Genomic DNA, 24,621 nt, shown 5'->3' with positions numbered 1-24,621 from the left:
TCCTGTAATATAACAAAAAATATAGGAAAGCGTTTTTCATTCTATATGACTCATAGGTTTCTAGTTATATTCAAAATATTTAATACAACATGTTTTTTTCGACGTAAATAAAAATGTTACAGTAATGTTACATAATGTTTACTAAACGATTACATTCCTTGAGTATTTTACCGTTTTATGGGTAATATAGTTATATAAACATAAACATTTTGTTTGTGAAGCTATAAACACGTGCTATATACTAGCAAAAAAACCGCATAATTGTTACAAAACGAAAGGGTTGTAAGGAAGAAATTCGCCCTTTTTTACATATGTAACACATCCTTTTTTAGGAAAATACATTCCTATCCGCGTTTTTCTCACACAATTTGACAGCAGTATTTCTAACTTGTAGCTCTTGCAGAGTGAAAAGGTTATACGAAAGGTAAGGCTGTCCATAAGAATTCGAATTGGTGAAGGTGAAAGTAAGAAAATCACCGCAAAATTATAGTTTTCTATCCGATTTTACATATCGGAATTTATGTTATTTACAAAAACGAAACCTACGAAGGGGGATTTGATGAGGAAACTGACAAAAACATTTATCGTTTCATTAACATTATGTATTGCATTTACAATTTGGGGGATTATTCCCGAATCTATTATTGGAAAAGGTAGCTTAGGAAATGTAACAACCGCAATTCAAACTGCATTAGTTAGTAAGTTTGGGTGGTTTTATATTATTTCCGTTTCTATTATTTTAGGTGTGTCTATCTTTTTAATTGTTTCGAAATACGGTTCTATTCGTTTAGGTAAAGATGATGACGAACCTGATTATAGTTATATGACATGGTTTGCTATGTTATTTAGTGCTGGTATGGGTATCGGCTTAGTTTTCTGGGGCGTTGCCGAACCATTAAACCATTTATACGCACCTCCGTTTGGAGAAGGTGCAACTGAGGAAAGTGCGCGCCTTGCACTGCGTTTTTCATTTTTCCATTGGGGGTTACATCCTTGGGGACTATATGCGTTTGTAGCGTTATGTATTGCTTATTTTACCTTTAGAAAAGGAAAAGCAAGTACGATTAGTGCGACAGTAGGTCCGTTATTTAAGGGCGGGGAACACGGACGTATTGCTCATTCATTTGATGTGTTAGCTGTTTTCGCAACTGTGTTTGGTGTTGCAACGTCATTAGGTCTTGGTGCAAAACAAATTGCAGGTGGTGTTAGCTATTTAACATCTATCCCGAACTCATTAACGACACAGTTGGTTATTATTGCAATCGTAACAGTTCTTTTCATGTTATCTGCACAAACAGGTCTTGATAAAGGAATTAAATATTTAAGTAATACGAACATTATTTTGGCATTTGCACTTATGATCATTGTATTATTTGCAGGTCCAACAAACTTTATTATGAATTACTTCACTTCAACAATTGGTTCTTATATTCAAGAATTGCCAAGCATGAGTTTCCGATTAAGTCCTTTAGATGAAGGCGGAAATCAATGGATTCAGTCATGGACAATTTTCTATTGGGCATGGTGGATTGCGTGGTCACCGTTCGTAGGTACGTTTATTGCTCGTGTTTCACGAGGTCGTACAATTCGTGAGTTTGTTATCGGTGTGTTACTTGTACCGACTGTAATTGGTGCACTTTGGTTCTCAGTTTTCGGTGGGACTGGTATTCATATGGAGCTATTTGGTGATGCACATATCTTCGACAAAGTGAAAGAAATGGGAACAGAAGTAGGATTGTTTGCTATGTTTGATCAGATGGGCAGCTTTGGATCAGCTTTATCAGTTTTAGGTATTTTACTTATTGCAACATTCTTTATTACATCGGCAGACTCTGCAACATTTGTTTTAGGAATGTTAACGACACATGGTAGTTTAAACCCACCAAATCGTATTAAAATGATTTGGGGTATCGTTCTAGCCGCGATAGCTTCTACCTTATTATATATTGGCGGATTAGAAGCCTTGCAAACAGCAGCTATCATTGCAGCATTCCCATTCGTCTTTGTTATTTTCTTTATGATGGCAGCATTATTTAAAGAGTTACAAAAAGAAGGGCGTATGAAGCGTCATTAATAATAGAAGGAAAAGGGCTGATTTTATATCAGCTCTTTTTTTAATCCCTCTATTTGTTGGGCTGCCTGTAAAAGTCCGATTGGTGATGGCTGATTAAAGTTTCACTTTAAATAGAAGGAATTTGAAATGCGGGTAGGGAAATAAAATACTTTACCATATAAGTAGTATGCCTTTTATACGAAGAAAAAACGATGGGTTTCGACAATATTCGATATCTTACGAATTCTATTCGTATTTTTGTCAAAAATATGTCGGAAATGTGTTGTCACTTTTATGTATATGTGCTATATTATTTCCTGTAAGCGATTTCAAATAGTTTTAAAGCGCATTCAAGGGGGACATCTAGAATAATGAAACGTTACGAAAGAAAGTGGAAGCATATTTGTTTGAAACGTGTGGCACATCGTAGTGTCCAAGAAAGCACGGAACCTAAGACTGAAACGCGCAAAGAACAGCAAGAGAAGCAATTGGTTCTACAAAAATAGCAATCACTTTTTCGTATATAAATGAAGGTCGATCGTTCGTTGGGGGATGGACGTGAAATTACTTTCAGCTAAGGGGTATTGTCTGATATATAATTTATACGGCAATAAATAAGCACAGAGCATACGGCGCTCTGTGCTTATTTTTATTTATCTTTTTTAAATCGAACTGTCTTATCCCAGCCGATGACTTGTTTCTTGCTCTTTGCACGTAAATATAAGATTAAGCTGCGAATAAATAAGTACGTAAAGAGCTGTGCATACGTAAAGTACATAATAACGCTAATAAAAATATTAGTCGGTGTAAAGGTTCGTTCGACACTCTGGGCACTAAATAATTGTGAAACATATGTAATATATGCGACATACCACATAAATAGTAGCGGAATGCTATATTGAATTTGGAATATCCCGAGTAGCCCAATTACAAACCAAACGTTTGAAATGATTAGGAATAGCCAAAATACAACATACACTAGAACTTGTTGTAAGGAATGAACGAGCAGTTTTCCTTTAAAGAAACTTAATGACGAGAACATTTTTTCTAAAATGTATAAATTTCCTTGGAGCCAACGTGTACGTTGTTTAATAAGAATTTTTAAATGCTCTGGTTCTTGTTCCCAAGTAACTGATTCTGGGACGATTGGTAAGAGATAACCTTTTTGTGTAATTCGTAATGTTAATTCAGCATCTTCTGCAATTGCATAAGGGTCATAGCCACCAAGCTCTTCTAGTGCTGAGCGACGAAGAAGCATATTTGTTCCTGTTAGTGAACCCGTTTGGAATAGTAACCAGCGTCCAGATTGCATAAGGAGCTGGAAGATTTGAAATTCCAGTGAAATCATTCGTGTCAGCCAGTTTCTTTTTTCGTTTACAGTACGAACATGTCCAACAGCTCCAACAGCATCCTCAGTTGTTTCAGCGTGCTCTACAAGCATTCGTAGTGCGTGTGGTTCAGGTTGGTTATCTGCATCATAAACACAGAAGTATTCACCATCTGAAATACTAAGGCCGTAGTTTAATACGCGTGATTTACCCTTCGGTTCACCGGATGGAACACGAATGTGACGAATATGAGCATAAGCTTTGTCGAAATCATCGCCGATTTCAGGTGTTTCATCTTGAGAGTTATCATTTAATAAGTAAATGATTAACTTTCCTGGATATTCAATCTTCGCCATCGCCTCTAAAGTATCTTTAATAACGACCCCTTCATTATGAGCAGGTATGAAAATATCGACGCTCGGATAATGTTCTAATGTACGATCTTTTCGTTTACTATTTCGGTGAATTAAGCCCGCGATTGTTAAGAAAGAGTAGTAAACGAGTAAGCCAGAGAATAGAAAGGCCGTAAAAATAAGTACATATTTAATTGAAAATGTGATACTGATCCAAAAAACGAGTACGCAAAACAGAAGGAATAAAAGAAGTATAACGAGAGTCATCATAACAATGTCTGTCCTTTGTTTCCAATTTGCTCGCGTGAAATTTTTACATCTCGGATTGCTTCAGCTGCAAGCCATTGCTCCATTTTTGGCTTTAGGCGGTTCATTACAATATCAGCACCAGCTTCATTTGTGTTTTGTAATAAAATAACTAGCGTATTATTATCATATTCAGCAGCAAGGTCAAAATCATTCCTTACCGTTTCAACTAATAAGGAAGCTACACGGTCCATAACACTTTCCTTCGTATATTTACTAAAGGAAGTGAAATCAAAGTAAACAATAATGCCTGTTTCATTACGACGATTCATTGCAGTCGTTAATAACGCTTGGCGTCTCTCGAATTCTTGTCTTGTTAGTAATTTTGATTCTCCAATATATTGTTCCAACGTTCTCACACGCTCAGTTAAAGTTTTATTTTCATGAATCACTTTTTTCAATAGGTGAGTTGTTATGTATACAATGAAGAAGTTAGCTGCCATCAGGAAGTGGGTAATCATATATTGCCATTGATCTGATGTACTCCATAAATGAAGCCATGCTTGATAAAATAAATAAAATACGGAAATAATGGTTCCTAGTATAAAGAAAATAAATGCTGTTTTGTCAGCTAAAAATAAGAATAGTACATTTACGAGTACGTATATTATTGTAAAAATGAGCGCATGCTCATAATTCGTCACATGTACAGTAGTAAAATAAAATACAATTTGTAGAATCCACATAGAGAGGATTTTATAGAACTTATCTTTCACAAAACTTTCCTCCTTAAAGCTATTTCATCCATAGATACTTGTAGTATGCGCAATTATTAAGAAATTGACTATATCGTTAAATTCTTTTGAAGGGCAACAACAAGTAGTATTTCTATTTTCATCAGAAAAATAAAAAGATCTAAACATTATTGTATCATAATGTTCTCATGTTGGGGATAAGGTGCTTGATAGATATATATAATACGTTTGGATTGCATGAAAAAAGTCTTCTCTTGGAGAAAGAGAAGACTCTGTATAAGTTTATAGGAACATCATACCTGCAACTGCTGCGTTTAAGAAGTTCGCTAATGTACCAGCGATAACTGCTTTAATCCCTAATTGTGCAATTTGTTTACGGCGAGTAGGAGCTAGCGTTCCTGTTACACCTAATTGAATTGCGATAGAAGAGAAGTTTGCGAATCCACAGATTGCGAATGTTAAAATTAGATTTGTTTTGTCAGAGAACTCTGCCATATGTGGTCCTAAGTTTGCGTATGCAACGAATTCGTTGATTGCAAGTTTTTGACCGATAAAGCTTGCTGCTTGTACAGCTTCACCTGGAGAAACACCGATTAAGATTGCAAATGGTGATAATAAGTAACCGAAGATTAAATCAAGGCTAAGTTTAATATGGAATAAAGATCCAACTAATCCTAATAGACCATTTAATAAAGCGATTAATGCGATGAAAGCCATTAACATTGCTGCTACGTTAATAACAAGTTGCATACCTTCAGATGCACCGCGTGCAGCTGCATCGATAACGTTTGCATCTTCACGTTCTGTAGAAAGTTCAACGTTATTATCTACTTTTTCTGTCTCTGGCATGATTAGTTTTGCAATTAATAAGCTTGATGGAGCTGCCATAATTGCAGCTGCTAATAAGTGCTCTAACGGAATACCCATTGCTGCATAGCCGACAAGAACTGATCCGGCAACAGCTGTCATACCGCTTACCATAATAGTGAAGAATTCACTATTTGTTAAGCGTGCTAAGTAAGGTTTAATTAAGATTGGAGCTTCAGTTTGTCCTAAAAATACAGTCGTTACTGAGTTTAAGCTTTCTGCTTTAGAAGTGCCAAGAAGTTTACTTAATGCACCACCAACGACGCTAACAAATTTCTGCATAATACCAAAATGATATAAGATTGCTACTAATGAACTAATAAATACGATTGGAAGTAGTGCTTGAATAAAGAATACAAATCCCCAAGGTCCTTTTGCGTTGACTAAATCCCCAGCAACGAACTTAATTCCCTCGTAAGAAAAATTAATTAATCCTTGAACACCGTCAGCAGCGTGTTTTAAACCTGCTTTACCAGCATCCCATCGTAATACGATAAATGAAAATGACATTTGTAATGCTAGCGCGATTAAAATTGTGCGCCAATTAATAGCTTTGCGGTTGGAAGATAGTAAGAAAGCAATTGCTAATACCCCAATCACGCCGCCAATTCCCCATAAAAGATTCATGCAGTGTATGCTCCTTCCTCATAGTAAAAACAGTGTATAAACCAGTTGTCTATACGTTTACGAATATAACATCTTAAGTAACTTATCATAATGGACATCGGAGGTCAAACGTCTGATGAAAAGTTTAAATAAAAAGAAAATTCTTCAAAAAAACACATATAAAATAAATAGACATGAAATAGGTTATGTTTTTTATGAAAATATATACATTATGATAACGTTATGCATTGTTTTTGCAGAATAAAGTGTATGAAATGGAAGAATAGATACATTATTTTTGTAGAGGGAAAGCTAGGGGAAAGGGAGTAATGTGTTGAAATCGTACAAAAAAGCCTTCTAGTAAACTAGAAGGCTTTGAAACTATTAATTAAGGTGCTTTCGTGTATCCTAAGAAGTGGCTCTTCCAATAAGAGTTACTTAATGAAGCGATTGCTACACCTTTATCTCCAGCTTGGATAAATGATCCGCCCCCAAGGTAAATACCCATGTGAGAAGGACCTGATTTATAAGTGTTTTGGAAATAAATTAAGTCACCTGGTTGTGGATTTGAAGTTTGTGGTAGGCTACTCCAATATCCCGCAACACTTTGACGGCTAATGTTATGACCAAATTTCTTAAATACGTGGTAGATGTAGCCACTGCAGTCTACGCCGTTAGCAGAAGTTCCGCCCCAAACGTATGGTACACCTTGCATTGATTTTGCATATGCAAGTACGGAAGAACTGTCGCCACTATTATTGCCTGTATTATTATTGTTGTTGTTGTTATTGTTTTGATTGTTATTTTGGTTATTGTTAGGCTTATTATCTACTGCGCCTCCAACTGGTGTTTTAGATAGGTAACGTGTTCCGATATAACCAGTTTGACCGTTGTAGTTAATTTTGCTCCATCCAGAGTTTTCAGAGATTACTTGAACCTTCTGACCTTGTGGAAGTGCACCTATGATTCTATAATTTGTACCTTCGCCGCTACGTACATTTAGTGCAGAAGCATTAATGTAATAGTCGCCAATTGCACCTTGGTTAGGTTTTTCAGGTTGTTTTGGTTGCTCAGGAGTAGTAGTGCCACCTTTAACGAATTTTACAAATTCGCTACTAACAAAGCCTGTTTTTCCTTGGTAATTTACTTTAAACCAACCGTTTTCAGATCCAACTACGTTTAATGTTGTACCGTTTAAAACGCCACCAATTACACTATGGTAAGCAGCAGGGCCTGTACGAACACGTAAAGATGTAGCGTTAACTACGTAAGAACCGCCAGTTTGAATAGTTCCATTATTATTGTTTTGCTCTTGTTTGTTGCCTTCTGTAACGTTTTCGTTAGAACCGCCTTTTGTTACGTAGTCTTTGCTTATATAAGCAGTTTGTCCTGCGTAATTGATTTTGAACCAATCTTGAACTTCGCCAACAACTTGTACTACTTGTCCTTTTGTAACAGAACCTACAGTTGTGTGAGAAGTGCTAGGACCTGTACGAACGCGAAGGGAAGATACATTTACTGTATAGTTTCCGCTTGCTGGTTTTACTTCTTGGTTGTTATTATTCGTATTGTTGTTTGAAGAACCTCCATTAGAAGAAGCGCCAGATACGAATTCGCCACTTACATAACCTACTTGTCCATTATGGTTAATTTTCACCCAACCATTTTCTTGTCCAATTACGTTTAATGTTTGTCCTGCATATACACGTCCAGAAACAGAACTAGAAGTGTTAGGAGCTGTACGTACACGTAATACATCAGCAGTAACTTTATTGTTTCCACCTGTGCTTACATTGTTGTTTGTTGCTCCACTTTTTGATACAAATTCGCCACTAACAAAGCCTGTTTTTCCGTTAATGTTAATTTTGAACCAACCATTTTCTTCGCCAATCACGTTTAGTGATTGACCGTTATAAACGCGTGAGATGATGTCGTGAGAAGTGCTTGATCCCGTACGAACATGTAATACGCTCGCGTTTACCTTATAAGATGAGTCGTTTGATGCAGAAGCTTGGACAGTTGTAGCAGCTTTTTGTGTATTTTGTTCAGGTGCAGCTTGAACACTATCAAGTGTAGGTGCTGCTCCTCCTGCTACAGACACTGCCGCAAGACCGGCAAGATACTTTTTCATAATTTGTCGATTCCTTTCTGTCTGTAATGTAGTGAAGAAATATTTACCAACTGTTAAAAATTCTAAAGAGCATGTCGATTACTGTCAAGACTTATGTAGGAATCTGAATATGACAAAAAGATTACAAGAAAAAATCAAGGCATAAATTTACACCTTGATTTCCATTTAAATGCATATATTGAATATGAAAGGACAGAAATGATTCGTGTTTAAGAAGATGCCATATTGGATTGTAACAAGATTTGATTAAAAGATTTTTGCAGTTTTTTGGTGATAGGCCCAACTTGCCCATCTTGAATCGCGGTTCCATCAAGGTGGGTCATTGGTAAAATTTCAATCGTTGTGCCTGTAAAAAAGCATTCATCTGCTTGATAAACGTCACGAACGCTGAAAAGTTCTTCCTGTACAGGAATGTGAAGAGTATTCGCTAAAGAAAGGACATATTGACGAATAATGCCATTTAGAATAAGGTGATTGGCTGGATGTGTGTAAAGAGTTCTGTTTTTAATTAAAAAGAAGTTGGAATGGCTTCCTTCCGTTACGATACCATTCCTTACGAGAAGTGCCTCTTTACAGCCTTTACGTTCAGCTTTCGTAGCAGCTAGTACGTTTGGTAATAAATTTAATGATTTAATGTCACAGCGTAGCCATCGAGTATCAGGTTCTGATATAGCGCGTATACCATATTCAATCCATAATGCTGGTCTTTCTTTTTTTGTAATATAGGCATAAATTGTCGGAGGGGTGTCATATGAAAATACATGTGTGCGAGCTTGTACACCGCGAGATACTTGCAAATAAATTGTGCCATCTTCGTGGAAATGGTTTCGTTCAATTAATTTGTAAAGTAAAGTGATGAGTTCAGCTTTTGAGAAAGGGAGCGATAATTCTACTTCTTCCATGGATCGATATAATCTTGTTATGTGCGGATCTAATAAGTGAAAGTTCCCTTTATATAGGCGAATAACCTCGTAGACACCATCTCCGAACTGCGAACCTCTTTCTTCAAGTTCTATGTACGTTTGTTGTTTTGTTGTATCAATAACTTCATCATTCCAAAGTACAAATTTTTCGTATGCCAATTTCCGTCCCATCCTTTCGTAAGTACGTAAATAAAGTGAAACTTTCATTCATGCTTACATAAAAGTCATTATAGTAATTTTTATGTAAGCAATTCTCTACATATGACCGTATATGTATTTGTAAATCATAGAGAAGTAAGGACGATTTCCCCCACATTAACGGGCAGTAAAACTCCCATTTGAAAATTTGGTTAGCAAAGAAGTGAAGTGGGCGAATAACTGCCCGATTGGTGAGGGCTGATTAAAGTTTCACTTTACAGCATTTTGTATATACAAATTCGAAAATAAGAAATGAGAATCCTGCTTTTAAATAAAAAAAAGCAACATTCTTATGGAATGCTGCACAAGGAGGGTAGCTATCTTTCATAGGGACATTGTCTCGTTGAATGTTTTGTGTATGGAAACAAAACATGTTGAAAGACAATTATAAGAAAGTAGAAACAAAGGATTTACACATTTCTTTAAGGGATCTTACGAAAGATGAGAGATAAGAAATATGTAGAACCTTGTTTACATATTTTATTATAGAGATTCTTCATTAACCCTATGTGAATATTTGGTAAAGGTTCTGTAATTTTAAAGTTAATGAATATAAGCAGTTGTATGGAAGAAAATAAAAAAAGAGGCTGAGATTACTCAGCGCTCTTCTTTTCTTCTTTAATAGCTGTTTTTACTTCACCAGTTTTGATCTTATTACTTTCAGAGAAGCGAAGTAAGTCACCTTCAATGATTTTATCAGACATGTTCAATTCATTTTGGGCACGATCAATTAGTGGTTGAGATTCTTCTTTCGGTAATTGTACAACTTCGCCAGTAGCACGGTCATAGAATGTACTGTTTGTGTACATGTATTTATCTGTAACGAAGCTACCGTCACGAAGAACAACAAATCCTTTATTATCAGGTGAGAATACATCATGACCGAATCGAACGTCATTTGTAGAATCTACACCAAGTAAGTTTAGAATAGTTGGTTTAATGTCAATTTCACCAGTTGGTTTCGAAATTGTTTTACCTTCTTTTTGACCTGGAACGTGAATAAACATCGGTGTTTTTTGTAAGTTCATATGGTCAAATGCAGTGATTTCTTCTTTTCCTAAGAACTGTGCCATTGCACGGTTATGGTTTTCAGAAATACCGTAGTGGTCACCGTAGAATACGATTACTGAGTTGTCGTAAATACCTTCTGCTTTTAGACGCTCAATAAAGTGTTTCATTGCTTCGTCTAAGTAACGAGCAGTTACCATGTAACGGTCAAATACTCCATCACCAGAATTATATTCGTCGATTAATTTTGTACTGTCATCGTAAGTGAATGGGTAATGATTCGTTAAAGTAAGGAAGCGAGTATAGAATGGTTGCTTCACTTCTTTCAACATATCAATAGATTGATCGAAGTATTCGATATCTTTTAATCCCCAGTTTAATTTTGTTTCCGGCGTAATCTTGTAATCAAGCTCGTTGTAGTAACGATCATAACCAAGTGCTGGATACATAATGTTACGGTTCCAGAATGTTGCGTTGTTTGCGTGGAAAACCGACGTGTGATACCCTTGCTGACGTAAAATTTCTGGAGTTGCTGTATATTCATTGTTACCGTGTGTGAAGAATACAGCACCGCGGTCTAGTGGATATAAAGAAGTATCTACTAGGAATTCAGCATCAGATGTTTTACCTTGCCCAGTTTGATGGAAGAAGTTATCAAAGTAATAACTTTCTTTCGTAAATTGGTTTAAGAACGGTGTAACTTCTTGTCCGTTAACTGTTGCGCCAATTAAGAATGTTTGTAATGACTCAAGAGAGACAACAATTACGTTTTTCCCTTTTGCAGTACCGAACATATTTGGATCTGGTTTACTTTGTGTTGTTTTCACGTAGTTTTCTGTTTCTTGTAATTTACTACCGTCAGCGAATGCTTTTTGTGAACTTGATTTCGCTTGTAAGCCAAGATCGTATACTTGGTGTACATATAATCCTAAGTTTTTAACAAGCATAACGCGGTCGAATGAACGTGTTAATAGTTCTGGGCGTTCAGCTTCTGCAAGCCCTAAGTTTGCGAAGAAAATAGCAACTGTTGATACGAAGTATAGAGAACGCATCGGGCGTGCTACACGCTCTGTAGGTGCAAAGTTTTTCATTTTCTTCAATAGAACGAAGAATACGATAATGTCTGCGAATGCAAGAATAATTTTGTAGTTAAATAATTCTTGCACACTAGAACCTAAACTTCCGAAGTTAGATGTTTGTCCGAGTACTGGTAAAGTAACGAAGTCATTGTAGAATCCGTAGAACATTACGTTACCAACAAGAACGATTGTTAAGACAAAATTAATTCCAAGTGCTATATAGTTACGTTTTTTCCCTTTTGCAAATAATGCAAGACCAACAAGCAGTAATGATGCTGCTAATGGGCTAAGGAATAAAATGAATTCTTGCATGAAAGATTCAAGTTTTAAATCAAAGCTTGTGCGTGTAATAATGTAAGTTTTCAGCCATAAGGCTAAAGCTACGAATACAGTGAAACGCACATTTTGAAATTGCGATTTCAAGGTTTCTTTCATTCATTTCCACCCTTTCTCTATCAGGCTTGGTCGATTTTGGAGCGAAAAATGCTAAAATAAAAAATACATAGTTTTCTTGGCCATAATTAAAGGTTCTATATTCACCCATATACGACTATAACTATGCATACCCTTTTGGTTTCTTTTGTTGCTCATAAGCATAACGTCATTTCTGTATTATACAACAAAATTCATTTCTGAGAAACACTATAACATTTTACATTTTTTGTATAAGGTTTGTCACTACCAGAGAAAACTTTAACATTCGTTTATATGTCCGTCAACTAGAAAATATAACAAAGATAGAGCAGGATGTTAAGTGGAAGTGAAAATTTCTTTGTTGAGAAATAAGAAACGAAGATGGATAAGGGTTATCTAGAAATCTATTATATGAAGGAAATCGTGTAAAAATTAACGAACACTTGTTCTTTTTTGGTTTGTTTGTTACAATGAAAGTTCATTGATAGGTTTTGTGTAATTTCCATGAACTTTTACTGATAACATATTGTAGCTTATTTCTTTTTAAAAATAGGGAGGCTTTTACATGAAACAAAAATTTTCAGTTGAAGCGTTTTGGAAGAAAGTAAAACATGTTGCAAAGCAAGCAGGGCAGTCGGTCATTTATGCAAGTTTATTACTGTTTTACGTTTTGCAAAGACCCGATGTTCCAAAACGAGTGAAAATTATTGTAATTGGAGCACTTGCTTATTTTATTGCACCGATTGATGCGATTCCAGATTTCGTTGCTGGAATTGGCTATACGGATGATTTAGGGGCGTTAACGGCCGCACTAATACAGGTGTCGTTATACGTCAATGAAGATGTGAAAGATAAGGCACGAGTGAAGTTGGCAGAATGGTTTGGTTCGGATATAGACACAACATTTATCGATCAGAAATTAGGTCAATAGGTGAAATCTGTCATAAGGTGACAGGACGAACGTAAGCGAGGAAGTGCATTATGCCATCAGGAAGAACGCATACGAAAATAAACTTAATATCCCTTCCGGTTGTTTTGTTTTTGCTCTTTTCGTATGGATTAACAAATTTTGATTTTTTATTAACTTTTGCAATTGGTTTTTTAGTAGGTACTTCATTTTTAACACCAGATTTAGATACGTACAGTAATGCTTATAACAAATGGGGTTTCTTACGTATATTTTGGTATCCTTATAAGAAAGTAATGCCACATCGATCTTTCTTTACGCATACGATTATACTTGGTGATGTGATTCGTATTGCGTACATGTTAATCGTCTTTTCTCCATTTTTATTCCTATTAAATGTAATCGCACTGGATGGTAATTTAATAGAAATTGCGAAGAAACATGAGGTTGAAATTGTAACGTTCTTAATGGGAATTGTTGTGGCAAGTACGCTCCACATTATAGCGGATAAGGTGAATACACGCCGAAAGAAAATGATGAGAAAAAAGAAGAAACGCAGAAGGTAAAGTGAACTAATCTGGAAAAGGACCCTTGCAATTTGCAAGGGTCCTTTTTTAAACAAACGTTTGTTTAAAATTAAGCTTTCAGTACTTTAATTCCTTTTACAATGTTCCAGATGAAGTAGTATAAGCTGATGATTCCGCAAATAGCTAAGACAATCATTGCTCCAATTCCAAGTGTTACATCTGGTTGGTCAGATCCTATGCCCATAATTCCTAAAATGGTTAAGCCGATAAATGCAGCGATACTTGGAATGATGTGTGTCCATAGAGCACGTTTTGCGTGTGGCTTTGTTTCAGCGTCTCCTACAATCCAAACGATAATAGGGAATAAGATAGGGGCAAATAGTACACTAAAGTACGATAAAGCAGCTAATATTTTGTTTCCATTCATATATATCACCTCATAAATAATGTCCGTTGTTATACTATTATTATGCAATAATTTTTGCAAGCTTTCTATCGATGAACATTACAGGAACATGACGATTTTGTAAGATTTTTTTGTTAAATGATAAAATTTTCAAAAAAATCTTTTTTAATGGAAATTGTTATGGTACAGTATAAATGAAAGTTGTTGAAAACGTTTTCTTAAACGTTTTTTTATTTTTAGACTTAAAGGTATGATGACCTGATAGTCTATTGATAAGGTTGTATTTATTTAAAAGGGGATTCTTTAGGGGGAGAGGACAATGAACACATGGACACAAGTTTATGATCCGTTCGGTAATATTTGGATTTCAGCAGCAGTAGCACTTATTCCGATTATCTTTTTTTTCTTAGCTTTAGCGGTTTTTCGCATGAAGGGGTATGTGGCAGGATTTATTACAGTTGTACTTACAGTTTTAGTAGCGTTATTCGCTTATAAAATGCCGTTCACGATGGCAATGGCAGCAACCGGGTACGGTTTTTTGTACGGGTTATGGCCAATTGCTTGGATTATCCTTATGTCGGTATTTTTATATAAAATTTCTGTAAAAACAGGTCAATTCGATGTGATTCGTGCATCGGTATTATCGATTACGAACGATCATCGTCTACTCGTTATTTTAATTGGATTTTCATTTGGAGCATTTTTAGAAGGAGCGGCAGGATTTGGGGCACCAGTAGCGATTACAGCAGCGCTTCTTGCGGGTCTTGGGTTAAATCCTTTATACGCAGCAGGTCTTTGTTTAATTGCAAATACTGCACCAGTGGCGTTCGGAGCGATGGGAATTCCGATTACAGTTGCTGGACAAGTAACTGGTATTGATCCACATAAAATTGGACAAATGGCTGGACATCAATTACCGTTCTTATCATTATTTGTTCCATTCTTTATCGTATTTTTAATGGATGGATTTAAAGGGGTAAGGCAAACGTGGCCTGCGTTACTTGTAGCGGGTAGTTCATTTGCGATTACGCAGTTCATTACAGCGACATTTTTAGGGCCGGAACTTCCGGATATTACGTCAGCACTTGTAAGTTTAGTGAGTTTAGCACTGTTCTTAAAAGTTTGGCAGCCGAAAGAAATTTATCAATCCGGGCAAGCAAATAATGAGGTAGCGGCAACAACGACAGCAGCATCGATGCCGAAATTAACGTTTGGAAAAGTAGTGAAGGCATGGTCCCCATTTATCGTATTAACGGTTATGGTAGTCATTTGGAGCCAAAGTTTCTTTAAGGCATTATTTGCTCCAGGAGGGGCTTTAGAAAGTCTTGTATTTAAGTTTGAAATTCCAGCTCTGCATAATCTAGTAATGAAAGCAGAGCCAATTGTAAATAAACCAACGCCTTACGAGGCAATTCTGAAGTTTGATGTATTATCGGCAACTGGAACAGCGATTTTAATTGCTTGTATCATTTCCATGTTTATTTTGAAAATGAATGTAAAAGATGCAGTAGTAACATTTAAAGAAACGTTAAGCGAATTAAAAATGCCAATTCTATCTATCGGATTCGTACTAGGGTTTGCATTTATCGCAAACTATTCTGGTCTATCTTCCACGTTAGCGTTAGCATTAGCCGGAACGGGCGGACTATTCCCGTTCTTCTCACCATTCTTAGGCTGGATTGGCGTATTCTTAACAGGGTCTGATACGTCAGCAAATGCACTGTTCTCGAATTTACAAGCCATTACAGCGCAGCAAGTTGGTGTATCTGAAGTACTTCTCGTTGCAGCAAATACAACGGGCGGTGTAACAGGAAAAATGATTTCTCCGCAATCGATTGCAATTGCTTGTGCAGCAGTTGGACTTGCTGGAAAAGAATCCGATTTATTCCGCTTTACAGTGAAGCATAGTTTATTCTTCGTAATTATTGTTGGTATTATGACGTATGTACAGGCATATTATTTAACGTGGATGATTCCATAAGTAACAAAAGAAATAAACTTTGCATTTTTCAGATTATCGTGTATGATGAGAAAGTATTGAAAATTAAATCAGTGATAAACTAGGGGTGCCTAACGTATGCGTAGGCTGAGAGAGAAGCGCGTGAACTTCTTAACCCTTTGGACCTGATCTGGCTCGTACCAGCGTAGGGAAGTTAACGGCTTTACATAATGATGTCTTTATGAGCCAGGTCCTTATTTTTTTATGGACCTGGCTCTTTTTATTTTGGCATACGCTGGCCATATCTCGTCCTTGTCACGTACAGGGGGGCAACAAAGGTTATGAAACAATCTGTTTCATCTGAGCAAATTGAATTGAAATCGAGTTTACCGGGAAGTAAGAAAGTATATGTGGATGGGCCACGCGCGGGTATGAAAGTGCCGATGCGTGAGATTGAACAAAGTGAAACGAACGGCATTCCGAATCCGCCAATTCGTGTATATGATACGAGCGGTCCTTATACAGATCCTGCGTATAAAGTGGAGCTGGAAAAGGGGTTGCAGGCGCCGCGCCACTCTTGGATCCTAGAACGCGGGGATGTAGAAGCATACGAAGGGCGCGAAGTGAAACCAGAGGATGACGGTGTGAAGGTAGCTTCGAAACATACACCTGTTTTCCCGCAAATGGGTCGCAAACCGCTTAGAGCGAAGCAAGGTGCAAATGTTACGCAAATGCACTATGCACGTAATGGCATTATTACGTCTGAGATGGAATATGTTGCGATCCGTGAAGGAGTAGAGCCTGAGTTTGTTCGTAAGGAAATTGCGGAAGGTCGAGCTATTTTACCAGCAAATATTAACCATCCGGAAGCAGAACCGATGATTATTGGACGTAACTTCCATGTGAAGGTCAATGCAAATATCGGAAACTCTGCTGTATCTTCTTCTATCGCAGAAGAAGTAGAGAAGATGACGTGGGCAACGCGCTGGGGTGCAGATACGATTATGGATTTATCTACAGGTAAAGATATTCATACGACACGTGAGTGGATTATTCGTAACGCGCCTGTACCAGTTGGAACTGTACCGATCTATCAAGCGCTGGAGAAAGTAAATGGAATTGCAGAAGATTTAACGTGGGAAGTGTATCGTGATACGTTAATTGAGCAAGCGGAGCAAGGCGTTGATTACTTTACGATTCACGCTGGTGTATTGCTTCGTTACATTCCAATCACGGCAAAGCGTACGACAGGTATCGTTTCACGCGGTGGTTCGATTATGGCGCAGTGGTGTTTATTCCATCATAAAGAAAACTTCCTATATACTCATTTTGAAGAGATTTGTGAAATTATGAAGCAGTACGATGTTTCGTTCTCTCTTGGAGATGGATTACGTCCAGGGTCTATTGCAGATGCAAATGACGAAGCACAGTTTTCTGAACTTGAAACACTTGGTGAATTAACGAAGATTGCTTGGAAACATGATGTGCAAGTGATGATCGAAGGACCTGGGCATGTACCGATGCACTTAATTAAAGAGAATATGGAGAAAGAGCTTGATATTTGTCAGGGCGCGCCGTTTTACACGCTTGGGCCACTAACGACAGATATTGCACCAGGTTATGACCATATTACATCCGCAATTGGAGCTGCGATGATTGGCTGGTTTGGAACGGCAATGCTTTGCTATGTAACGCCGAAAGAACATTTAGGTTTACCGAATAAAGATGATGTACGCACGGGTGTTATTACGTACAAAATTGCAGCGCATGCGGCTGATCTGGCGAAAGGGCACAAAACGGCTCATCAGCGTGATGATGCACTTTCAAAAGCTCGCTTTGAATTCCGTTGGCGCGATCAATTTAATTTATCTTTAGATCCTGAACGTGCGATGGAATATCACGATGAAACATTGCCAGCAGAAGGCGCGAAAACAGCTCATTTCTGTTCCATGTGTGGACCGAAGTTTTGTAGTATGAGAATTTCACATGATATTCGGGAATATGCAAAAGAAAATGATTTAGAGACGACAGAAGCAATTGAAAAAGGAATGAAAGAGAAAGCAGAAGAATTTAAAGAAGCTGGTAGTCATTTATATCAATAACATGTTACACCTCTTTACTTGATTGATCACATTGTAGTACCTAACTTTATTATAGAAGAATCCCCATTTGCTAAGACGGTAGCAAATGGGGATTCTGTTATTTAGAGGGCGAAGAAGAGGTGTACCCAGTAGAATAAGAGGAATAGTGTGACGACTGTTGTGAGCGGGATAACGATAAGGGATACACTTAAATAGTCTTTCCATTTTACTTTAATTTTGTTTTGTTTCAGAATATACATCCAAATGAGTGAAGCTAGCGTACCAATTGGTAGTAATAGTGAACCGATGTCACTACCAATGATGTTTGCGAGATAGATTGTTTTTAATGTGACTGGATCTAGTCCCATTTCTGTTAATGTGATTGTACCAATCATAAGGGCAGGATGGTTATTGAAGACGTTAGAGAGGATGGATACAAGTCCGCCCATCGCAAAGCTAGCATAGAGTAGATGCTGATTCACAACTGGCTCGAGCCATTGTACAAGTGCAGCTGTTAATCCTGCGTTGTGGAGTCCGTAAATAATGACGTACATAGAGAAGGCGAAAATTAAAATGTGCCACGGTGTCTTTTTCAAAATGTCGACAGGATTTGTTCGTAAGTAGTACCATCTCCAAATGAGAAGAATGAGTGAACCAAGTACCGCAACGATTTCAATTGGGATGGATAAGAAGGATGCAACGAATAGAAGACAGCGCATAAGGAAGACAAAACCTAATACTTTTAACATGAATCTTGTCCGTTTTTGTTTCGTATCAACAGAATTATTTCCTTTTAGTGGATGGAAGTTTTTCGTGAAGAAAATTTCTTCAATATCATATGAAGAAACAGGTAATTTTTTCGGAAGTTTTTTCTTCAAAACTGTATACATGAGCCATGACATAAATAATAAGCCTAATGTTGCAGGTACAAACATCATAGCAGTATGCATATAAAGAGTCATATTAACGATATTTAATGCAATTAAGTTTACAATATTACTTACACCAATTGGTGCACTAGACGCAGTAGCGATTAAAGCACCACTTAATAAATAAGGAATTTGTTGATGTGGTTTTAATTGAAGGTTTTTTAGAAGGAGAATTAAAATGGGAGTTGTAATTAAAATACTACCGTCATTATTAAATAAAAGAGTCATAAGAAAACATAATAATTGAATATACCAGTATAGACGGCGTCCAGAACCTTTCGCTAGATTTGCCAGTTTCGCTGCGGACCAATGGAAGAAGCCGAAGCTTTCTAATATAACTGCCATAACTATGGTCGCTAATATTGTTATGGAGGCCCCTCCTATTTTACTAACAATATCTATGACGTCTGGTTTTGATACGATTCCTGTAATGAGGATAATACCAGCGCCGACCGCTGCTGGCCACGCCTCATTTAAACCTCGAGGCCGCCAAAAGATAACAATCATTGTTAAGAAGAATACAATAATAGTAATCCATATTTCAATGCTCATATTTTGCCTACCTTTCTATTTTCCCTTAAACAGATGTAGCTTGTCTCAAGTTTATATTGGTAGTATATTCAGCAAAAAATAAGAAGAACTAGACGTATAACGAGATGAAGCGAATATGTGTTTTTCAAGCTAAAGGACAAGTGTCACTAGTAGTGAAATAACTATTGTGATAGGAGTCTATAAATTGATTGGGCAGTAAGGTAGGAAATGAGATTTATATCGGCGATTTTTAAAATATATCGACTTAACAACAAAACATAACAAGAGGAGTCTATCCCAAAATGCCCTTTGGAACAGACTCCAAGGCTATATTATTTTTCCTTCAAAAAAGTGCGATCCTTCAAGAATAAATTCCAGAAGAAAATAAATCCAGGTAGTAAAATTGCGATTCCAATTGCGTATAGAATGAGCAGTGCATAGAACGTTTCTTTCGTTGTAAAGCTTGTAAATACAGTTACGTCAGGATAAATAATATACGGTAAATGCGCGACCCCGTAAGCATAGCTTGCAAATGCATATTGAGCGACGACAGCTAAAACAGCAATGCGAGGGAATCCTAGTGTGCTATACTTCTTGTTTGTCCACCAAAGGGACGAGTACCCGATAACGAATAAAACGATAGAAACGGTAAACCATGGGAATTGCTTTATTAATCCTTGCATAAGCCAGTGCGTTTCTGGATCCATTACAACGAGAGCGATAATCGCCGTAACAAGTGTTGCAGGGCCAAGTATGATGGCATTCCTTCTATAAAGTTTGTATGCATCTTCTGAACCTTGCTCTCTCGCAAAATCAGCAAGAAAGAGAGAGGAGAGAAATAGTTCAGACGTTAGTCCAAATAGCATATAACAATAGATAACGGGGCTAGAAAGAAGTTTTCCATACAGGAGTACTTCTTTTCCTTCAGACATTGTAATATAGGCTCCCTCTGTAACGGGTAAAACGGTAATTAATAGTGCTGGAATTAAGAGACCAGTAATACCTGAAATAACCCGAAGAAGGTACTGATATTTTGGCAAGGAGTAAGCAAATACCATAAATGTACTACGTACTGCAACGAGTACTAAAATTAACATAACTGGTACGAACATAACGGTTGCAAGGGTAAAGGCAGCTTTCGGGAAGAAGCCGAGAAATGCGACAACTACGAAAACGAGAAACGTATTTGTTACTTCCCACGTTGGTGATAAGTACCGATTGGCAAGTTTGGCAGCGAGCGTTGGATGTTTTGCGTATACCATGCCCCAAAAACCAGCTCCAAAATCGATGGACCCTAATATACTGTATACGAAAATAAGGGCCCATAAGATGATGATTGCAATACTTTCCTCATGCACGAGAATCGCCTCCTTGGTGTTGTAAATCATTCTTTAATGGATGTCTTCTAAAGAATGTCCGTAGAACAATGACTGTTAAAATAGCGAGTCCAATATATAAAATGATAAATAAAACAAATAAAGGACCGACGAAATCAGCGCGAGTAGAAGCATCGACTGTACGTTGCATACCATAAATTGTCCATGGCTGACGACCGCTACAACTGAAAATCCATCCGAATTCAATACCGAGCATCATAATTGGTCCGCATGCGGCAGCCCCCCAAAGTAGCCACTTCGGCAGTTCCGTTCCTTTTTTTCGGTAAACGAAGTACCAATATAAGAGAGCAATTGCTGCAACTGCAAAGGTAAACGCAGCAGTGCCGACCATTAAGTTGAACAGTGTATGTGTATAAAATGGTGGCCATGTTTCTTGTGGGAATTCATTTAGACCTTTTACGACAGTGCTAGGGTCTAGTCCCACTAATAAGCTAAGCATGTTTGGAATTTCAAGTGCATAGTTTAGTTCAAGTGTATTAGGATCCACAACCCCGCCAATGGATAGCGGTGCGTGTGATGTTGTTTCAAATAAAGCTTCAGCAGATGCAAGTTTTTCAGGTGAGTGTTTATGTAGGGCGATTGCCGATTCGTGCCCTGAAAGCCACATCGTAGCGCCTGTAATAAATGTCACGACAAGCCCTAATAGTAGCCCCTTTTTATGATAAGCTACTTCACGTTCACTTAAATTCTTCTTTAATAACTTAAATCCAGCAATAGAAGCAATGACAGCCGCACCAGTTGCATAAGCCGTAATAACGACATGGAATGCACTTGTGCCAAAACTCGGATTAAAGAAAGCTTTCCACGGATCAACGTTAAAAACAGATCCATCTGGATTCATTGAAAAGCCTGCTGGTGTATTCATCCATGTATTTGCTGATGTAATAAGTACGGCGGATGCCGTGGCACCAAGCATGACGAAAAATAGCGAAATCAATCTCATAAATGGAGGAAGTTTATCGGCTGCATATACGTAAATCGACATGAATAAAGCCTCCAAAAAGAAGGCGAAAATCTCAATTTGGAAGGGAACAGAAATAACTTGCCCAACAATTTTGGCGAAACCAGGCCAAAGAAGTGAGATTTGCACACCAACTATTGTTCCAGTTGGAATTGCTACACCGAGAAGAATAGCAAACGCCTTTGTCCATCTTTTCGCCATAATGGCATAGTCGGAGTCTTTCTTCCAGTGATAGAGTATTTCGCTTATAAAAATCATTAATGAAAGTCCAACGCCAAGTGTTGCAAAGATAATGTGGAATGCTAATGAAGAACCAAAAAATGCTCTTGCTAATGTTACCGTATCCATATGTAAACTCCTCTTCTTTTTTGCCATTATTTTCTGATTGAATTGGAAGATTTATTCAAAAAAACTACCAAAAATATATATGTATTTAAAAAGTGAATATGATAATATAATGTTGTAATATTTTGAATAGAAAGAAATAAATAGTTGCTCATGTTTTGTTTGTTTTTTGCACAGGAATCTTTTATAATCTTTCATGCGAACATAAGTTCTGTTTTTCAAAAAAAGAAGTTTATGTGAAATGGAGAGGGTGTTTTATGTATCCTGAAGTCATTAAAAAGATGGCATTTTCAAAAGAGCATAGAGATTTATTATTGAAGCTATATAATAAAGAGATTACACGTCGTGAATATGATCGACTTGTACAATCGCTATATAAACCTTCTAAAGAGGTTTGTGGGGGATAGAAATGGGGGAGACAATCTAATAGATTGTCTTTTTTAAATTTATGTATGTTCTGATAAAATTAAGGTTAGCCTTACTAGGGAGGTGAAAAGATTGCGGAAACGTTTATATATAGGGATTGGAGTTATCTTCTTAATCGCTTTAGGTGGAATTGTATTTTGGTCAGCTTTACAAGGAAACCGTACAGAGAATTTTATTTTAAGACATATGGTGAATGAAAATGGAACGCTTGCCACGTATCGTTTAGTAGATACTAAGGCAGGTACGGGTGAAGCAAAGGGACGTGAAGCTTTATCAGAATCGGCAGGATTATGGTTACAATATACACTTGATAAAGATGACCAGGCGTTATTTGATGAGCAAGTAAAGGTTATTCAAGATAATTTCGTATATAAGAATCACATCGTTTTATGGAAACTCTCTGAAAAGGGAGCGAGGCAGTCAGCTGCAAATGCACTTATAGATGATCTTCGTATTATAGAACAATTATATCGTGCTTATGAAATGTATAAGGAAGAGCGTTATAAAAACCTTGCCGATCAATTAAGTGATGCTATACTTCGTTATAATAAAAAAGATAATTATTATGTTGATTATTATGATACAGATGCAGGGAAACAAAATAATTTTGTAACAACATCATACGTAAATCCGCGTGCATTCTCCTATATGAAGAAGTACGGCAAAGTTTCTGCTCAGCAATATCAGGAAGTCGTTCAATTTTTAGCGGATTATCCAAGGCATGGCTGGGCATTCCCGAAAGAGTATAAAGAAGATGGTACATCTACGTACGATAAAGAAGTGAATCTTATTGACCAATCATACGTTGCATATCATCGAAGTTTAGGTGGTCTTTCATCAACTGCTTATTTGGAATTTATAAAGAAGAAATTCCAGGAGGATGGAAAGCTATACGGTCGTTACAATTTAGAAACGGGAAAACAAACTGTGAATTATGAATCGCCAGCCGCATACGGATTAACGATTTTGTACGTACTACAAACAGGTGATAAAAAGTTTGCGAAAGAATTGTATAATCATATGGCCACATTCCGAAATGATAACGTATTTAGTAGATATTACGGTGGATATGTAACAGGTGAAAATAATAATACGCATATTTTTGATAATGTACTACCACTTTTAGCTGAAATGGAATTAAAAAAGAGTGAACAATAAAAGGTGCCACCATATGAGGATGGCACCTTTTATTTGTTGATATAATTTTACGTCCTAATATTAGAAAAGTAGTCAATCACGAATTCACGGAATTGCTGAGCTGTTTTTGATAAGTATCGTTTTTTTGACCAACTTAATCCGATGGTTCGCTTACAAGCGGGTTCAATAATACGCAACTTGTTTGCTGCTAAAGTAGAGTTTTTTAATAAAGTTAAACTTGGAACAAAAGCGATGCCGAGACCTTGCTTAATGAGGTCGCTAATCACGGTCGGTTCATCTACTTCAAAAGCAATATGCGGAGTGAAACCAGCTTCTTTACAAAATTCATCCGTTAAGTGCCGAAATCCATAGCCAGTATTCATACTAATAAACGGTTCGTCTTTTACTTCATGCAGGTGGATACTTTCGCGGTTTGATAACCGATGGCCTGAAGGAACGACTAAGAAAATTTCTTCTGTAATAAGTGGTTCCCAAACAATTTCTTCTCCTTCAACTGGTACAGAGGAAAGACAAAAGTCAATTTCCATATTTTCCAGTTGTCGTTTCATAGAAGGAGTAGACGCAAGAAATTGCTGGAATCGAACATTAGGATGTTCTAGTAAAAAAGAACCTAGTAGTTCTGGTAATATTCTTGGAATAGAAACGGCCATTGTAATAGAGCCTTGTTGTAATTCGGCTAAATCTTTAATTTCTCGTTCCCCTTCACTTAATTCATGAAAAATACGTTCTACTCGTTTTAAAAATACTTTTCCGAAAGAATTTAAAGTAATCTGTCGGCCTTGGCGATCAAATAAAGGGACGCCTAAATCCTTTTCGAGTCTAGCTATTGTTTTGCTGAGTGAAGGTTGTGCGATATGCAATTCTTCAGCTGCCTTTGTCATATGTTCTAGTCGTGCGACTGTCTGAAAGTATTTTAACTGGAGCAGTTCCATTTCGAATCCCCTTTCTATAGACCAAAAGGAATGAATTGATAATTAAAGATGTATTATACAGTATGGAAAGTGACGTGTATAGTAAATCTGTTAAACCATTCGAAGGGTGTTAAATTAGAAG

The 24,621-nt window shown here is 37.0% G+C and carries 18 protein-coding genes and 1 riboswitch; of the genes, 7 read left to right on the top strand and 11 right to left on the bottom strand.

What is annotated here, in order from left to right:
* Positions 1 to 559 precede the first annotated feature (559 nt).
* On the top strand, positions 560 to 2,074 hold the full coding sequence (opuD, locus tag JFU02_RS17855; RefSeq protein WP_001230119.1) for a glycine betaine transporter OpuD: 1,515 nt from the start codon (positions 560 to 562) through the stop codon (positions 2,072 to 2,074).
* A gap of 628 nt (positions 2,075 to 2,702) precedes the next feature.
* Here the strand turns inward: opuD and JFU02_RS17850 are convergent.
* The 6 genes from JFU02_RS17850 to JFU02_RS17825 all read right to left on the bottom strand — a co-directional run bounded on the left by JFU02_RS17850 (position 2,703) and on the right by JFU02_RS17825 (position 11,982).
* The gene (locus JFU02_RS17850) at positions 2,703 to 4,004 is read right to left on the bottom strand and encodes a glycosyltransferase family 2 protein (protein WP_098317892.1); all 1,302 of its coding nucleotides are present in this window, start codon (positions 4,002 to 4,004) and stop codon (positions 2,703 to 2,705) included.
* On the bottom strand, positions 4,001 to 4,756 hold the full coding sequence (locus JFU02_RS17845; RefSeq protein WP_097820875.1) for a nucleotidyl cyclase domain-containing protein: 756 nt from the start codon (positions 4,754 to 4,756) through the stop codon (positions 4,001 to 4,003). Before JFU02_RS17845 ends, JFU02_RS17850 begins: the two co-directional genes overlap by 4 nt.
* 261 nt (positions 4,757 to 5,017) lie before the next feature.
* On the bottom strand, positions 5,018 to 6,229 hold the full coding sequence (locus JFU02_RS17840) for a NupC/NupG family nucleoside CNT transporter (protein ID WP_001051018.1): 1,212 nt from the start codon (positions 6,227 to 6,229) through the stop codon (positions 5,018 to 5,020).
* A 367-nt stretch (positions 6,230 to 6,596) separates the two neighbouring features.
* Positions 6,597 to 8,339 (bottom strand): C40 family peptidase, encoded by a 1,743-nt coding sequence (locus JFU02_RS17835; RefSeq protein ID WP_098317893.1) that lies wholly within the window; start codon positions 8,337 to 8,339, stop codon positions 6,597 to 6,599.
* A 209-nt stretch (positions 8,340 to 8,548) separates the two neighbouring features.
* On the bottom strand, positions 8,549 to 9,433 hold the full coding sequence (locus JFU02_RS17830) for a D-amino-acid transaminase (protein ID WP_080546898.1): 885 nt from the start codon (positions 9,431 to 9,433) through the stop codon (positions 8,549 to 8,551).
* 620 nt (positions 9,434 to 10,053) lie between these two features.
* A complete protein-coding gene (locus tag JFU02_RS17825) occupies positions 10,054 to 11,982 on the bottom strand; it encodes an LTA synthase family protein (protein ID WP_098317894.1) in 1,929 nt (642 codons plus the stop codon).
* Between the two features lie 544 nt (positions 11,983 to 12,526).
* Here JFU02_RS17825 and JFU02_RS17820 point away from each other — a divergent pair.
* Both JFU02_RS17820 and JFU02_RS17815 read left to right on the top strand, forming a co-directional pair.
* Complete coding sequence (locus JFU02_RS17820; RefSeq protein ID WP_000810377.1) at positions 12,527 to 12,892, top strand: YkvA family protein; 366 nt, start codon at positions 12,527 to 12,529, stop codon at positions 12,890 to 12,892.
* Positions 12,893 to 12,942: 50 nt separating this feature from the next.
* Positions 12,943 to 13,434 carry a metal-binding protein gene (locus JFU02_RS17815; protein WP_001139059.1) on the top strand — a complete coding sequence of 164 codons (492 nt, stop codon included), beginning with the start codon at positions 12,943 to 12,945 and terminating at the stop codon, positions 13,432 to 13,434.
* 70 nt (positions 13,435 to 13,504) lie between these two features.
* Here JFU02_RS17815 and JFU02_RS17810 read toward each other — a convergent pair whose 3' ends face one another.
* Positions 13,505 to 13,822 carry a magnetosome magnetite crystal formation protein family gene (locus JFU02_RS17810; protein WP_201071376.1) on the bottom strand — a complete coding sequence of 106 codons (318 nt, stop codon included), beginning with the start codon at positions 13,820 to 13,822 and terminating at the stop codon, positions 13,505 to 13,507.
* A 298-nt stretch (positions 13,823 to 14,120) separates the two neighbouring features.
* On the opposite strand from JFU02_RS17810, the gene lldP reads away from it, so the two are divergent.
* Positions 14,121 to 15,782 (top strand): L-lactate permease, encoded by a 1,662-nt coding sequence (lldP, locus tag JFU02_RS17805; RefSeq protein ID WP_061667803.1) that lies wholly within the window; start codon positions 14,121 to 14,123, stop codon positions 15,780 to 15,782.
* A 71-nt stretch (positions 15,783 to 15,853) separates the two neighbouring features.
* A riboswitch (TPP riboswitch) is annotated at positions 15,854 to 15,969 on the top strand.
* Between the two features lie 112 nt (positions 15,970 to 16,081).
* The gene (gene thiC, locus JFU02_RS17800; protein ID WP_098317895.1) at positions 16,082 to 17,842 is read left to right on the top strand and encodes a phosphomethylpyrimidine synthase ThiC; all 1,761 of its coding nucleotides are present in this window, start codon (positions 16,082 to 16,084) and stop codon (positions 17,840 to 17,842) included.
* A gap of 101 nt (positions 17,843 to 17,943) precedes the next feature.
* Here thiC and JFU02_RS17795 read toward each other — a convergent pair whose 3' ends face one another.
* From JFU02_RS17795 to cydA, 3 genes are all read right to left on the bottom strand, one after another.
* A complete protein-coding gene (locus JFU02_RS17795; RefSeq protein ID WP_000021147.1) occupies positions 17,944 to 19,302 on the bottom strand; it encodes an arsenic transporter in 1,359 nt (452 codons plus the stop codon).
* Positions 19,303 to 19,613: 311 nt separating this feature from the next.
* A complete protein-coding gene (locus JFU02_RS17790; protein ID WP_000544184.1) occupies positions 19,614 to 20,639 on the bottom strand; it encodes a cytochrome d ubiquinol oxidase subunit II in 1,026 nt (341 codons plus the stop codon).
* On the bottom strand, positions 20,632 to 21,987 hold the full coding sequence (gene cydA / locus JFU02_RS17785) for a cytochrome ubiquinol oxidase subunit I (RefSeq protein WP_000381972.1): 1,356 nt from the start codon (positions 21,985 to 21,987) through the stop codon (positions 20,632 to 20,634). Before cydA ends, JFU02_RS17790 begins: the two co-directional genes overlap by 8 nt.
* Positions 21,988 to 22,241: 254 nt before the next feature.
* Here cydA and JFU02_RS17780 point away from each other — a divergent pair, with 254 nt between their 5' ends.
* Together JFU02_RS17780 and JFU02_RS17775 are read left to right on the top strand one after the other, a co-directional pair.
* Positions 22,242 to 22,391 carry a hypothetical protein gene (locus JFU02_RS17780; protein WP_000283180.1) on the top strand — a complete coding sequence of 50 codons (150 nt, stop codon included), beginning with the start codon at positions 22,242 to 22,244 and terminating at the stop codon, positions 22,389 to 22,391.
* A gap of 91 nt (positions 22,392 to 22,482) precedes the next feature.
* Complete coding sequence (locus JFU02_RS17775) at positions 22,483 to 23,568, top strand: transcriptional regulator (protein ID WP_201071373.1); 1,086 nt, start codon at positions 22,483 to 22,485, stop codon at positions 23,566 to 23,568.
* A 47-nt stretch (positions 23,569 to 23,615) separates the two neighbouring features.
* Here JFU02_RS17775 and JFU02_RS17770 read toward each other — a convergent pair whose 3' ends face one another.
* Positions 23,616 to 24,500: a LysR family transcriptional regulator gene (locus JFU02_RS17770; protein ID WP_086407181.1), complete on the bottom strand. Its 885-nt coding sequence runs from the start codon at positions 24,498 to 24,500 to the stop codon at positions 23,616 to 23,618.
* Positions 24,501 to 24,621: the final 121 nt, after the last annotated feature.

The sequence above is a fragment of the Bacillus sp. TH13 genome, assembly GCF_016651175.1.
Lineage (GTDB): Bacteria > Bacillota > Bacilli > Bacillales > Bacillaceae_G > Bacillus_A > Bacillus_A thuringiensis_S.
This window is presented reverse-complemented; position numbering and strand designations above follow the sequence as displayed.